This window comes from Streptomyces sp. A1136, assembly GCF_004795055.1.
Lineage (GTDB): Bacteria > Actinomycetota > Actinomycetes > Streptomycetales > Streptomycetaceae > Streptomyces.
In genome coordinates this window covers 65,236-78,548 of the sequence record NZ_SSBJ01000019.1, presented here as the reverse complement: position 1 = coordinate 78,548, position 13,313 = coordinate 65,236, and the positions used below count along the sequence as shown (strand labels likewise).

At 72.6% G+C, this 13,313-nt stretch carries 10 protein-coding genes; 5 read left to right on the top strand and 5 right to left on the bottom strand.

Annotated elements, in window-relative coordinates; translation table 11 throughout:
• The first annotated feature begins 31 nt into the window (after positions 1–31).
• Together E6R62_RS19860 and E6R62_RS19855 are read left to right on the top strand one after the other, a co-directional pair.
• Positions 32–721 (top strand): aspartate/glutamate racemase family protein, encoded by a 690-nt coding sequence (locus E6R62_RS19860; RefSeq protein WP_136214821.1) that lies wholly within the window; start codon positions 32–34, stop codon positions 719–721.
• Positions 722–835: 114 nt separating this feature from the next.
• Positions 836–2,944, top strand: coding sequence for a SpoIIE family protein phosphatase (locus E6R62_RS19855; protein ID WP_136214820.1), 2,109 nt, complete (start codon positions 836–838; stop codon positions 2,942–2,944).
• On the opposite strand, the gene E6R62_RS19850 is transcribed toward E6R62_RS19855, so the two are convergent.
• The gene (locus E6R62_RS19850; RefSeq protein WP_136214819.1) at positions 2,928–4,160 is read right to left on the bottom strand and encodes a cytochrome P450; all 1,233 of its coding nucleotides are present in this window, start codon (positions 4,158–4,160) and stop codon (positions 2,928–2,930) included. The genes E6R62_RS19855 and E6R62_RS19850 overlap by 17 nt on opposite strands.
• 228 nt (positions 4,161–4,388) lie before the next feature.
• Between E6R62_RS19850 and E6R62_RS19845 the strand changes: the two genes are divergently transcribed.
• Positions 4,389–5,039 (top strand): DUF4360 domain-containing protein, encoded by a 651-nt coding sequence (locus E6R62_RS19845; protein ID WP_136214818.1) that lies wholly within the window; start codon positions 4,389–4,391, stop codon positions 5,037–5,039.
• 253 nt (positions 5,040–5,292) lie between these two features.
• The gene (locus E6R62_RS19840) at positions 5,293–6,915 is read left to right on the top strand and encodes a phospholipase D-like domain-containing protein (RefSeq protein WP_240801779.1); all 1,623 of its coding nucleotides are present in this window, start codon (positions 5,293–5,295) and stop codon (positions 6,913–6,915) included.
• 16 nt (positions 6,916–6,931) lie between these two features.
• Here the strand turns inward: E6R62_RS19840 and E6R62_RS39625 are convergent, their stop codons facing one another.
• From E6R62_RS39625 to E6R62_RS19825, 3 genes are all read right to left on the bottom strand, one after another.
• Complete coding sequence (locus E6R62_RS39625) at positions 6,932–7,546, bottom strand: LPXTG cell wall anchor domain-containing protein (RefSeq protein ID WP_168714113.1); 615 nt, start codon at positions 7,544–7,546, stop codon at positions 6,932–6,934.
• 110 nt (positions 7,547–7,656) lie between these two features.
• Positions 7,657–9,702 carry an RICIN domain-containing protein gene (locus E6R62_RS19830; RefSeq protein ID WP_240801778.1) on the bottom strand — a complete coding sequence of 682 codons (2,046 nt, stop codon included), beginning with the start codon at positions 9,700–9,702 and terminating at the stop codon, positions 7,657–7,659.
• Positions 9,703–10,020: 318 nt separating this feature from the next.
• Entirely contained in the window at positions 10,021–11,526 is a 1,506-nt protein-coding gene (locus tag E6R62_RS19825; RefSeq protein WP_240801777.1) for an Ig-like domain-containing protein, read from the bottom strand.
• 82 nt (positions 11,527–11,608) lie between these two features.
• Here E6R62_RS19825 and E6R62_RS19820 point away from each other — a divergent pair, with 82 nt between their 5' ends.
• Positions 11,609–12,043: a VOC family protein gene (locus tag E6R62_RS19820; protein ID WP_136214816.1), complete on the top strand. Its 435-nt coding sequence runs from the start codon at positions 11,609–11,611 to the stop codon at positions 12,041–12,043.
• 69 nt (positions 12,044–12,112) lie between these two features.
• Here the strand turns inward: E6R62_RS19820 and E6R62_RS19815 are convergent, their stop codons facing one another.
• Positions 12,113–12,961 (bottom strand): transposase, encoded by an 849-nt coding sequence (locus E6R62_RS19815; RefSeq protein WP_168714112.1) that lies wholly within the window; start codon positions 12,959–12,961, stop codon positions 12,113–12,115.
• Between the last annotated feature and the right edge of the window lie 352 nt (positions 12,962–13,313).

Below are 13,313 nucleotides of genomic sequence, written 5' to 3'. Positions count from 1 at the left end.
ATGAATCTCAGGGTGAGGCGGGAGTGCGCGGATGAAGACGATCGGGTTGCTGGGCGGCATGAGCTGGGAGTCCACCGCGGAGTACTACAGGCTCCTGAACGAGCTCACCCGCGACCGACTCGGGGGCCTCCACTCGGCGCGCTGCGTCGTGTACTCCGTGGACTTCGCGGAGGTCGAGGAACTCCAGGCACAGGCCCGCTGGGCCGAGGCGGGCGAACTCCTCGCGGGCGCCGCCCGGTCCCTGGAGGTGGCCGGCGCGGACCTGGTGCTCCTGTGCACGAACACCATGCACAAGGTCGCCGACCGGATACAGCAGGCGCTCACGGTGCCCCTGCTCCACCTGGCGGACGCCACCGCGGACGCCGTTCGGGCGAAGGGGCCGCGCCGCGTCGGCCTGCTGGGCACCGCCTTCACCATGGAGCAGGACTTCTACCGCGACCGGCTCGAAGCGGGCGGACTCCACGTCCTCGTCCCCGACGCGCCGGCGCGTGCCCTGGTCCACCGGGTCATCTACGAGGAACTGTGCCGGGGCGTGGTGCGCGAGGAGTCACGCACGGCGTACCGGGACGTAATCGCGGAACTGGTGGCCGCCGGCGCCGAGGGGATCGTGCTCGGCTGTACCGAGATCGAGCTGCTCATCGGCGAGCGGGACAGCCCCGTCCCCGTCTTCCCGACCGCGCGCGTCCACGCCGAGGCGGCGGTGCGCGCGGCGCTGGCCTGACCGTCGGGGAGCCGGGTCGCCGGCAGGGAGAGACGGTGGGAGGGTTTGGAGGAACGAGGCCGGTGGTCTGGGCCGGCCAGCGTGCGCCAGGAAGTGAGCGGAAAGGTTCGGGCCATGAGCACGTCCGACGCGTTCCGGGCCGAGATCCACAGCACGGAGGCGGATCCGGCGGCAACCGGCGGTCTGCTCGACGTGCTGAGCCTGGCCGCGGTGGTCTTGGACGACCGCGGACGCATCGTGTTCTGGAGCCCCCAGGCCGAGGACCTCTTCGGCTACTCCGCGCAGGAGGCGCTCGGGAGCCCCGCGGCGGCGCTGCTGGTGTCGCCGGACAACCGGGGCCTGGTGGTCGAACTCTTCACCCGGGTGATGAAGAGCGGCCGGCGCTGGGCCGGCAGCTTCCCCATCCGGCACAAGGACGGCAGCACCCGCCTGGTCGAGTTCCGCAACATGCGCCTCCAGGATGACCTCGGGGACTTCTACGCCCTCGGCATCGCCACCGACCACCCCACCCTGCGGCGCGTCGAACGCGACCTCGCGCTGTCCCTGCGGCTGGTCTCCCAGTCCCCGATCGGCCTCGGCGTCACCGACGCCGAGCTGCGGTACGTGCTGGTCAACCCGGCGCTGGAGCAGATCAACGGCCTGCCGGCCTCCGAACACCTCGGCCGGACCATCGGCGAGGCGCTGCCGTTCCTGGACGTGGAGACCATCGAGTCCTCCATGCGGGAGGTGCTCGCCACGGGCGTGCCGCTGCTGGACCAGTACGTGGTCGGCCGCACCCCGGCGGACCCCGAGGACCGGGCGTGGTCGGTGTCCTACTACCGGCTCGACGATCCGGCCGGGCACGTCCTCGGCGTGGCCGTCTCCGTGGTCGACGTGACCGACCAGCACCGGGCCGCCGCCGACGCCGCCCGCGCCCGCCGGCGCCTCGCTGTGGTGGCGGACGCCTCCGTACGCATCGGCACCACCCTCGACCTGGAGCAGACCGCCCGGGAACTGGCCGAGGTGTGCGTGCCGCAGTTGGCCGACGTCACCACGGTGGACATCCTCGACAGCGTCCTGCACGACCGCCGCACCACCGGCGAACCCGTCGGACCGGCCCGGTTCCGGGCCCTGGCCGTCGTCGCCGCCTACCCCACGGGAGCCGCCGAGGCCACCGACCAGGCCGGCGAACTCGCCCAGTACGACACCGACCGCGTCGTCACCCACTGCGTGAACACCGGACGCCCCGTCCTGGTGGCCAAGGTGACCGGCCAGGACCTGCGCCGGATCGCCCGGGACGACACCGCCGCCGCCCTGTTGGCCGCGGCCGGGGTGCACTCCTACCTGGCGGTCCCCTTGGTGGCCCGCGGCGAGGTCATCGGCGCCGTCGGCCTGATGCGCGCCCGCACGCCGGCCCCGTTCGACGAGGACGACGTCACCCTCGCGGTGGAGCTGGCCGCGCGCGCCGCCGTCTGCGTGGACAACGCCCGGCTGTTCCAGAACCAGCGGCACGCCGCCCTCACCCTCCAGCGCAACCTGCTGCCGCACCAGCCGGCCCACCGGCTCGGCCTGGAGATCGCCCACCGCTACCAGCCCTCCGGGGCCACCAGCGAGATCGGCGGCGACTGGTACGACGTCATCCCGCTGGCCGACGACAAGACCGCCCTCGTCATCGGCGACGTCATGGGCAGCGGCATCGCGGCCGCCGCGACGATGGGACAGCTGCGCACCGCCACCAGGACCCTGACCCAGCTCGATCTCGACCCCTCGCAGGTCCTGCAGTACCTCGACCAGGCCGCCGCCGGCATGGAACACACGATCACGACCTGCGCCTACGCCGTCTACGACCCTTGGCGCGCGGAGTGCCACATCTCCCTGGCCGGACACCTGCCACCGGTCCTGATGCGCCCCGGACGCCTGCCGGAACTGCTCGACCTGCCCACCGGCGCCCCGCTCGGGGTCGGAGGCGTCCCCTTCCACACCACTCGGATCGCCCTCGCCCCCGGCGACCAGCTCGCCCTGTACACCGACGGCCTCGTGGAGACCCGCGACCAGTCCCTCGACGAGCGCCTCGACCTCCTGCTCGGCCTCCTCGCGGGCCCCCACCGCCCCCTGGAGGACACCTGCGACCTGCTGCTGCGGGCCCTGCGTCGCCCCGGGGACCACGACGACGTGGCCCTGCTGATGGCCCGGATGCTCCCGGTGGAGCCGGACCCGGGCCGAGCGGCTACGGAGCCGTCGTGAGTGGCAGCTCCCTGAGGGCGTGGAAGCGGAACGTGGTGGTCCAGGGGAGTTCGTCGGCCGGGCGGGCCGTGCGGACACCCGGGAACCGGTCGAACAGGGTGCGCAGGGCGAGGGTGATCTGGAGCCGGGCGAGCGGTGCTCCGAGGCAGTAGTGCATGCCCTGCCCGAGGGCGAGGTGGCCCGTGTCCGCGCGGTGGATGTCGAAGCGGTCGGGGTCCGGGTAGCGGGCGGGATCGCGGTGGGCCGAGGCCAGGCAGAGCAGCACCGTGTCCCCGGCCGGGATCGGGACGCCGCCGAACTCGACCGGCTCGGTGGGGAAGCGCCGGATCGTCGTCTGGATGGGCTGGGCGTGGCGCAGCAGTTCCTCCACGGCCGCGGGGAACAGCTCTGGTAGCTCGCGCAGTTCGGCCAGCTGCCTCGGGTGCGCGAGCAGGGTGAGCAGACCGTTGGCGATGACGTGCTGGACGTTCTCGCTGCCGGCCAGGAGGATCAGGAAGGCCAGCGAGACGAGTTCGTCCTCGCTGAGCCGGTCCTCCTCGTCGCGCGCCGCGATCAGGTCGGAGAGCATGTCGTCCCCGGGAGCGGTGCGGCGGTCGGCCACGAGATCGATGAGGAACCGGTGGATCCGGCCGATCGCCTCCACGAGCTCCTCGCGTCCGCGCGGCGCGAGCATGGCGGTGACCCAGCCGGAGAACCGGTCCTGGTCGGCGTCCGGCACACCCAGCAGCGAGCCGATCACGCGCAGCGGGAGCGGCTTGGCGAAGCCGGCGACGACATCCATTCCTCCCTCGGCGTCCATCCCGTCCGCCAAGCCGGTCAGGAGGTCGTCCACGATGTCCTGGACGCCGTCCCGCAGTTGTTCGACGCGACGCGGGGTGAAGCCGTGGGACACGAGGCGGCGCAGGCGCCGGTGATCGTCCGGATCGATGTTCAGCAGGTTGCGGTCGAGCGCCGAAGGCAGTGAGAACCCGGTGTAACCCGTGGTGGAATGACGCTTGTTGACGGACAGCCGCGGATCGGCGAGGGCTTCGCGTACGTCCGCCTCGTGCGTGACCAGCCACACCGGGGAGCCGTCGGGCAGCGAGACCCGGTGGACCGATCCCTTCTCGCGCAGCCGCCGGTAGACGGCGTGGGGGTCTCGCGCGAACGCCTCGTCGAAGGGCCGGGGCAGGGGCGCACCGTCCGTCGGCGGGCCGTCGTGCGTGTACCGCGTCATGCCTTCTCCAAAGGTGCCGCCGCCGTGGCGGGATCGGGGGCCTCGTACCGTCGATCTTGGCATCCCGTACCGCGGACTCCGCACCGGGGCCGGTTCTTCGGCCGGTATCCGCCCTACTCCGACGGGGACCGGCTCCCTACTATTCCGATGCGATCCGGAACCCGCTCCGCCGCGCGACCGGACGTCCCCCCACATCAGGCAAGGCCACCGACAACCGATCGGAGCATCATGCCCGGTGTCTTACTCGTGAGCGGTGCGACCGCCGCGCTCCTCGCCGGCTCAGCGCTGGTCCCGGCCGCACCCACCCCCTTCACCCCGCCGCCCGACAAGATCGTCATCGATGTCGCGTCCGTCAACGGCTCCGGATGTCCGCTCGGCACCGCCGCGGTCGCCCTCGCCCCCGACCACACCGCCTTCACCGTCACCTACAGCCAGTACCTGGCACAGGTGGGCCTCGGCTCCCAGCCCACCGACTTCCGCAAGAACTGCCAGATCAACCTGATCGTCCACGTCCCGCAGGGATACTCCTACGCGGTCGCGAGCGCCGACTACCGCGGCTACGCGCACCTGGAGCGCGGCGCGCGGGCGACGCAGAAGGCGTCCTACTACTTCCAGGGGTCGCCCGACACCGCGAGCAGGACCCATACGTTCAACGGCGCGTTGGACAACGACTGGCAGGTCACGGACTCCACCGACTGGGACCAACTGGTGTGGGCGCCGTGCGGTGTGCAGCGCAACTTCAACATCAACACCGAGCTGCGCGTCAGCGCGGGGACCTCGGACCCGACGAAGACCAACAGCTTCGTGGCGATGGACTCGGCGGACGGTGACATCCGGACCGTCTACCACTTCGCCTGGAAGACCTGCCCGGCGCGCTGACCCCGTCAGCCGCGAGCGGCGGTCGGGTACGACCGGGTGACGGCCCGGGCGTACCCGACCGCCCACCCGTTCTTGTCCTGCTCGGCCCCGCACCCCGCTCCCGGCTTCGTCCCCCAGCGCGTGGCCGAATCCGACGCAGGCGATTTCCGAGGCATCTCTACCCGGTGGTAACTTCCGCGGGTCGACCGTGCCGTCAGCCGCCGCGGCGGCTGACGGCGGTCCCTCCCTCCCGGCCCTCGCCCAAGGAACCCCTTTGCCCCGCACCGCACTTCACCGTCCTTCCGCCCTGCTCACCGGGGCCGCCGCCGCGGCCCTGCTGTTCGCCCTGGTACCCGCCGGTGCGGCGGCGGCCGACGCCGGACCCCCGACGCCGCACCTCGACGCGGTCGAAGGGACGCTCCGTCAGGTGTCCCCGGGACTGGAACACCGGGTCTGGGAGCGCACGTCCGGCAACACCCTCGACGCCTCATCCGCGGGTGGCGGCGACTGGCTCCTGCAGACGCCCGGATGCTGGGGCGACGACACCTGCGCCGACCGGCCCGGCACCCGGCGCCTCCTGGCCAAGATCACCGAGAACGTCTCCCGGGCCACGGGCACGGTGGACGTCTCCACCCTCGCGCCGTTCCCCGACGGAGCGTTCCAGGATGCCCTCGTGGCCGGTCTCAAGGCATCGGCGGCGCGCGGAAACAGGCTCAGGGTGCGCATCCTGGTGGGGGCCGCGCCGCTCTACCACCTGAACGTGCTGCCCTCGAAGTACCGTGACGAACTCGTGGCCAAGCTCGGCGCGGACGCCCCCGCCGTCGACCTCGACATCGCGTCGATGACGACCTCGAAGACCGCGTTCTCCTGGAACCACTCCAAAATCCTCGTGGTCGACGGCCGGTCGGTGATCAGCGGCGGCGTCAACAGCTGGAAGGGCGACTACCTGGAGACCGCGCACCCGGTGGCCGACGTGGACGCCGCCCTCCAGGGGCCCGCGGCGGCGTCCGCGAGCCGGTACCTGGACGAGTTGTGGTCCTGGACCTGCCGGAACCAGGGCAGCCTCGGCAGCGTCTGGTTCGCCTCATCCAACGGCGCCGCCTGTACGTCCTCATTCACGGCGGACTCGCCGACGCCCCCGCCGGTCGGCACGGGCACCGTACCGGTCATCGCCGTCGGGGGACTGGGCGTGGGGATCAAGCGCGACGACCCCGCCTCCGCCTTCCGGCCGACGTTGCCCACGGCCGGCGACACCAAGTGCGCCGTCGGCCTCCACGACAACACCAACGCCGACCGGGACTACGACACCGTCAACCCGGAGGAGAGCGCCCTGCGGACCCTGATCTCCGGTGCCGACCGGCACATCGAGATATCGCAGCAGGACCTCAACGCGACCTGCCCGCCGCTGCCCCGCTACGACATCCGCGTCTACGACGCCCTGGCCGCCAAGATGGCCGCCGGGGTCAAGGTCCGCATCGTGGTGAGCGATCCGGCCAACCGGGGGGCCGTGGGTTCCGGAGGGTACTCGCAGATCAAGTCCCTCTCCGAGATCAGCGACACGTTGCGCGACCGGCTCGCGCTGCTCACCGGGGACCGGCGCACCGCGACGAGCGCGATGTGCTCGACGCTGCAACTGGCCACCTTCCGCGCCGCGCAGAGCCCGACCTGGGCGGACGGTCACCCCTACGCACAGCACCACAAGCTGGTCTCGGTGGACGGTTCCGCCTTCTACATCGGGTCGAAGAACCTCTACCCGGCCTGGCTGCAGGACTTCGGCTACCTCGTGGAGAGCCCCACCGCGGCCCGGCAGCTCGACGCGCAGCTGCTGGCCCCGCAGTGGCAGTACTCCAAGACGACCGCCACCTTCGACTACGAACGCGGCGTGTGCCAGGGCTGATCCCCCACCGGGCCGGCTAACGCCTCCGGCGGCGCCGCAGCCAGAGACCGACGGCGGTCCCGGCGAGGGCGGTCACCGCCACGCCGGCCGTCGTCCACCACCAGCCGCCGGCGTCGCCCGAGGCGGCGGCGACAGCCGCGGTCGGGGCGGCGGTGGGGGCGGAAGCGGGGCCGGCGGGTGACGGGGTACGGGACGGCTCCCCGGACGGCGCGGGGTCGGTCGGCGACGGCTTCGGGTCGACCACGGGTACGGCCACCTCCCGCTCGCCGTGCCCCAGGGCGGGGAAGCCCACGTCGACGGAGACCTTCCACGTCCCCGGCGGCAGGATCTCGGCGGTGCTCCAACCCGCGCCACCACCGGAATCGCGGACCAGCCGCCAGGGGCCCGCGGTTCGGGAGCCGTCGACGCTCGTCGCGTTCACCGTGGCGGCGACCGCCTCGTCCACGGCGTCCCCGTCGTTCTCCCAGGTGACATCGGTGGTGAGATGACCGTCCCGCTGGCCAGTGATCACGACCTTGACGGTGTCACCGTGGGCCTCGGCGGCGGTGGGCACCGCCAGCGCGGAGGCCAGGGCCAGGACAAGGAAACCGGCGGTGGTCAGGGCCCGGGAGGAGTGTGGTCTGCGTCGCATCGTCGTGGTGCTCCCATTGCGGTGGGGTGGAGAAGAGGGGTGGAGAAGAGGGGTGGGGGAGGGGGAGCGGGGACGGTCGTCCCCGCTCCCCCGTCGGCGCGTGCGGCAGGTCAGCCGGCCTTCTGGACCGTCCACACCTGCGTGGCGCGTCCGTCCGCACGCTGGAGGTCGAGCAGCCAGTCCCCGTAGTAGGGCCGGTTGCTCACGGTCAGGGCGTAACCCCCGGACGGGTCGGCGACGGTCACCGCGCCCGCCCGTGTGGAAACCCGCCAGTTCTGCGCGGAGTTGGTGCCGCACGGCTGCTGTGCGACCCACACGCCGGCGGCCGGGGCGCTGCCGGCCTGGAGGCACTTGCCCGAGGCGGCCGAGCGGATGCGTACGAGCCCGCCGCCCGCGTCGTCGAAGTACCACTGCGGCGCGTAGCCGTTGGCCCGGGCCCCGACGAGAACCGTGCCGTCGGCGGTACGGCCGCCCCACAGTTCGGCGGCCATGCCGGTGCTGCCGTTGCCGAGCGTGAAGCGACTGCCGGGGGTGGTGATGCCTCCACCGGCGCCCACCGTACGGAAGGACGTGGTGCGGCCGGGGCCGCTGTCACGGCCGGAGCCGTCGCGGACGGACACCGCGACCTTGTAGTCCGTGCCGGGCTGGAGGTTGTAGATGCGCAGGACCTGCGACTGCGTCCAGGTCAGGTGTTTGCCGTTCAGCAGCACCTGGTACCAGAGGGCGCCGTCCACCTTCGGCCAACTGACGACGACCGAGTCGGCCTTGAGCTGACCGGCCGTGACGGTGGGGCCGCCGGTCGGGTTCTTGGTCGGCTTGGGGCTGGGCGTCGGCGTCGGGTTCGGGTTCGGATTCGGGTCGGTGCCGCCGCCCGAGCGCATCAGGAACTGGTTGTTCGCGATGTTCCAGTGCGTGGCCAGGTAGCTGCCCGGCTTCGGGTTGGTGTGGAAGTAGTCGTCGTGGTTGCAGTCCAGGATGTTCTCGGCCGCCTGGTTGGAGCACACGTAGCGCATCTGCGGGTAGTACGGGGTGTCCGAGTAGCACATCACGTCGTACTCGTCCGTGCAGTGCGCGCCCCGGCTGGTGTTCGGGGCGCTGTTGTTGACCGCGCCCAGGTTGTGGCCCAGTTCGTGCGCGGCGGTGTGACCGCCCCAGCACCCGGAGTCCGTACGGCCGTAGGACGGACCGAAGTTGCTCAGGTTGTCCTGCCCGGCGCGCTCGTCACCGTTGAAGGTGCCGATGCCGCAGTAGACCTGGGTGTCCGCGAAGATCATGTACTTGCGGTCGCGGCGGTCGAGGCCCTTGCCGGCCAGCGCGTTGTTGGTCGCGCTGAACTCCGAGAGGGCGGACGCCGGGAGTTCGATGTTCAGCACCGTCGGGGTGCAGTCGGCGGCCGTCACGTAGCGGATGTGCCGGATGCCGCCGGTCTCCTGGGCGCTCGTCGAGTAGATCAGGTCGGCGTCGGCCGCCCACTTGCGGAACGAGGCCACGTACTCGGAGTACCGGTCGCGGTCGGGGCCGTGTACGTAGACCACCTGGACGCGGTTGCCGGTGCTGCCGTCACCGTCGCACTGGACGGTCTGGCCCGCGGGACCGGCGGCGACGGCCTTGCCCCCGGACGCGGGTGCGGGCGCCGGGGCGGCGGTGGCCTTCGCTGTGCGCGCGTCGGCGGCGGGCGCGTCCTGAGGACGCCCGTCGCCTTCGGTGCTCGCGGGGGCGCCTGCCTCGGGGTGGGCCGGATCGGCCGCGGCCGCCTTCGTCTTGACGGCCGGGGGTATCTCGGCCTTGATGTCGACGCCCTTGGGCGGCGCGTCGGGGCCGTGGGTGCACTGGCCCGCGTCCGTGCGGTAGACGCCGACGCAACGGTCGCCCTTGGGAGCGGCCTTGAGGCCGTCGTAGATCATGCCACGCGTGTCCTCGTTGGCGGGCGCGCCCGAGAGGGGCGCCGGCTCCTGGTCCCTGGCCGGTGCGGCGGCCGGTGCGGGCGTCTGGGAGCCGAGTGCCTCGGCCTGTACGGGCTGGGCCGCCTGGGCGCCGTCGCCGAGCCCGGAGTACGCGAGTCCCCCCGAGATCGCCGCCGCCGCGGCAGCGGCGGCGGCGATGAGTATGAACCGCCGGGGTTTGCGCCGGTGTTCACGTCTTCTATGTCTGGTCATGCGCACCTCAACTCGTGGTCGGAAGAGTGGGTGCGCGGAAGCCTGCCAGACAGGCAGCTCGGAAAATTCGGACAAACGGGAAAGTGGTCCGGGATATCTGACCGTTACCTACCCGGCCGTATTTGATGAACCCTCACATGTCTTTGTTCACAAGGGATTTACGCGCGTCAACCCGCATTGGTCCAGGCCTTTTATGCCTATCTCGTTATTCAATCGAGATATAAGGCGGAACCTTGTTGACGGTAATTCAGTCAGCTATTCACCTATTTACTACCAGCCGAATTCCCGCCGTCACGAACGGTGAGTCCGCCGGGCCCGTCAGGCCAGGGGCCGCAGGCGCGAGGCGGCGTGGACCACCGCCGCGGGTGCCGAGGGCGCCTGACGGGCGGCCAGCGCGCTGCCGGCCCGCCAGGCGCGCCAGTCCAGGTTCCAGTCCCCGAAGCCGTTCCCGAACGGCGTCATCCGCTCGCCGCCGCTGTTCACCACCTCCACGACGTCCCCCTCCCGTACCGTCGCGAAGAACCAGGCGGCGTCCGCGGTGCTCATGCCGGTACAGCCGTGGCTGACGTTCTCCTCGCCCTGCGCCTCGACCGACCACGGCGCCGCGTGCACGTACTCGCCGCTCCACGTCACCCGCGTCGCGTAGCGCACCGGCATGTCGTAGAACTCGCTCGTACCGCGCTTGATGCCGACGGAGTCGCCCCGCATGCGGACCTCCAACTCCTTGCCCAGCACCACCTTGACGCCGGTGCGGGTGCGGAACCCGGCCTTGCCGGTGGTGACGGGGATCGTCCGGATGACCCGCCCGTTGCGGCGTACGGTCATCTCGTGCGCGGCGGAGTCGGTGACCGCCTCGATGCGGTCCCCGATGGTGAGGTCCAGGCCGTCCGAGGGGCCGCCGTACGCGTGATCGCCGATCTCCACCCCGTCCAGGCCGCTGCGGACGTGCACCACGGCGTGGGCCGGCCAGAAGACGCGAGGCCGGTAGTGCAACGTCGAGTCGTCGACCCAGTGCCACGCACCCTCCACCGCCGGCTCCGAGGTCACCTGGAGCGCCTGCTCCACCCGGGCCCGGGACAGGCGGTCGTCGGCCGGGACGGGCCGGCTGAGCGTGGCCGTCACGATCTGGCCCGCGCCGTACGTGCCGTCCTTCGGCCCGAACTCCACCGTGAGCCGGCCGTCCTCCTTGGGGGGCGCCGTGCGGAACGCCATCGTCACGCCCACCGGTGTCCCCGCCGCGTCCTGGGCGCCGACGCGCACGGTGTACTCCTCACCGGCCCGCAGCGGTTCGGTGTTGGTCCAGCGGCGGCCGAGGGGGTCGGACCCGCCGCCCACGTAGCGTCCGTGGCGGTCGTGGACGGTGACATCGGTGAGCCGCCCCGGATCGGCGAGCGCGATCTCCAGGGGCCCGTCGGCGTCCGTGGGCAATGCGACCGTGGGCGCCGACCCGCCCAGGACGGACCCGGCGCCCCAGGCCGTCGCCAGCACCCGCTGCTGCCGCCAGCCGTCGCAGAGCCCGGCCTGGAAGGCCTCCTCCACCGCGCACCGTACGGCGGGGCCGTCCCGACCCTCGTCCAGGGCCCTGTTGACCAGCAGCGTGACGGCCGCCTCCGCGCCCTCGGCGGCGAGCCGCGAGGCATCGGAGCCCACCGGCCGGCCCGGCGCCGCGGCCACCACGAGGGCGGCTCCGGCAACCGCGGCGAGCGCTCCCCACAACCTGCTTCGTCCTGCCCCGTGTGCCGACGTCATCGCCACGCCGCCTTCCCGGATCGCCAACGGCCCGATGACACCAGCAAAACGATCGAACGCCTTGATGATGATCATCCGCTCGGGTGGTACCGCCGAACGAGCACACAAGACAACCCGCACGGACCAAGACGCCGCGGAGCGGTGGTAGCTTCCGGCCATGGAACAGCGCATCAGCCTGGTCACCCTGGGCGTCGCGGACCTGACCCGCTCCCGGACCTTCTACGAAAGCCTCGGCTGGCGCGGACAGGAGACCGAGGAGACCGTCTTCTTCCAGGCGGGCGGCCTCGCCCTGGTCCTGTGGAGCCGCGCCGAGCTGGCGCTCGACTCCGGGATCGATGACACCGGACCGACGGGTTTCGGCGGAATCGTCCTCGCGCACAACGTGCGCGACCGCGAGGAGGTCGACGCGCTGGTCGCGGCGGCGCGGAACGCCGGGGCAACCGTCACCCGCCCGCCGGCGACGACGTTCTACGGCGGCTACGCGGGCACCTTCACCGACCCCGACGGCCACCCCTGGGAGATCGCCCACAACCCGGGATTCAGCCTCGCCGCCGACGGCACCCTCACCCTTCCCGACTTCGGCGCGGCGTAGCGGCGCCGTTCGGGGCCTGCTTCAGCGGTGGTCGGCGGTTCTCACGTCGGCGGTTCACATCGGCGGTTCTCAGCGGTCCTCGGCGGCGGCCGGGTGCCAGGGCGTGGTCCAGTCGTCCAGTCCGTCGTCGTCCCGGGCGCCGGTGAGGCCCGCGGCCTCGGTCAGGCGCTCCCAGGTGCCGTCGGCGCACCAGACGCGAAAGCGTTCCGCCACCGTGTGCCAGGGGCCGTAGTGCGCCGGCAGGTCCGTCCAGGACGCCTGCGTCGCCACCTTCCACAGCATCGCCTCGACGAGGCGACGCGGCGCGTGCCCGAAGCGGACGGCCGGCGGGAGCAGCGCTTCGACCGCCGCCCACGCCTCCTCCGTCAGGCGCCCGCGCTGGTCCACCACCGTCGCGCCGCCGGTGCGCATGCGCCCGGCGGCGATGAGCACCTCACCCGCCCGTAGGGCCTCGTGCGGGGTCCGGTGGTCCATGAGCAGGCACAAGGCGTCGGCCGTTTCCTCCAGCAGGCCGCGCAGCACCGGGTCCGCGGGTGCCTCCAGGGTGCGGCGGCGCACGGTGCGCAGCCGGGCGAGGTGTTCCCGGACGATACGCGGATCGGGCCGGGGCGCGATCGGGCGGCCCCGCGCCGGCGGGACGGTCGTGGTGCGGGCGCCGCGAATGGCGCCGCGCAGGGCCTGTCGGAGCCCGGCGGGCAGATCCCGGCCGCTGATCAGCGCGACGACGGCCTCGGCCGTCTGTCGGGGGTCGCTGCCCGTGGTCCGGCCGGTGTCGGCCAGGAGCCGGCCGGCCGTCCGGGCGTCGCAGGGGACGAGGGCCATGAGCACGCCTGTCGCCCGGTCGACCAGGGTCTTCACCGCGAGCGCCTCGGAGGCCGCTCCCGGCGCGTTCCGGGAGCCCGCCGTCGATTCGTTCATCCGCCCCGTTCCTCCGGCCCGACCCGCCACGCCCGGTGGCATGGTCTGTCTGTCTAGCACCGGCGGACCGTGCCACCGGGCGTGGCACGCCGAGCCGGCCGGGCCGTCCCGGCCGACTCCCACCGCCGGGAAGGCGCCGGGCCGGGCGTTGACGCGCCGTGTCGGCGGAGCGGCGCGGTGGGGCCGGCCACGACACCGATGTGCCGCGGCGCTCCGGCCACGCCCGTCCCGGCCACGCCCGTCCCGGCCACGCCCGTCCCGGCCACGCCCGTCCCGGCCACGCCCGTCCCGGCGAGGGTCGGCGCGGCCGACTGGACCTGCCCGGCTTCGCCGACGCGCCCCGGGCCGTGTG

Bases quoted from the DNA above. Each gene is read 5' to 3' on its own strand.
- E6R62_RS19850 (WP_136214819.1), bottom strand. From the start codon at position 4,160: ATGACGCGGTACACGCACGACGGCCCGCCGACGGACGGTGCGCCCCTG.
- E6R62_RS19830 (WP_240801778.1), bottom strand. From the start codon at position 9,702: ATGACCAGACATAGAAGACGTGAACACCGGCGCAAACCCCGGCGGTTC.
- E6R62_RS19815 (WP_168714112.1), bottom strand. From the start codon at position 12,961: ATGAACGAATCGACGGCGGGCTCCCGGAACGCGCCGGGAGCGGCCTCC.
- E6R62_RS19855 (WP_136214820.1), top strand. From the start codon at position 836: ATGAGCACGTCCGACGCGTTCCGGGCCGAGATCCACAGCACGGAGGCG.
- E6R62_RS19845 (WP_136214818.1), top strand. From the start codon at position 4,389: ATGCCCGGTGTCTTACTCGTGAGCGGTGCGACCGCCGCGCTCCTCGCC.
- E6R62_RS19820 (WP_136214816.1), top strand. From the start codon at position 11,609: ATGGAACAGCGCATCAGCCTGGTCACCCTGGGCGTCGCGGACCTGACC.
- E6R62_RS19825 (WP_240801777.1), bottom strand. From the start codon at position 11,526: ATGATCATCATCAAGGCGTTCGATCGTTTTGCTGGTGTCATCGGGCCG.
- E6R62_RS19860 (WP_136214821.1), top strand. From the start codon at position 32: ATGAAGACGATCGGGTTGCTGGGCGGCATGAGCTGGGAGTCCACCGCG.
- E6R62_RS39625 (WP_168714113.1), bottom strand. From the start codon at position 7,546: ATGCGACGCAGACCACACTCCTCCCGGGCCCTGACCACCGCCGGTTTC.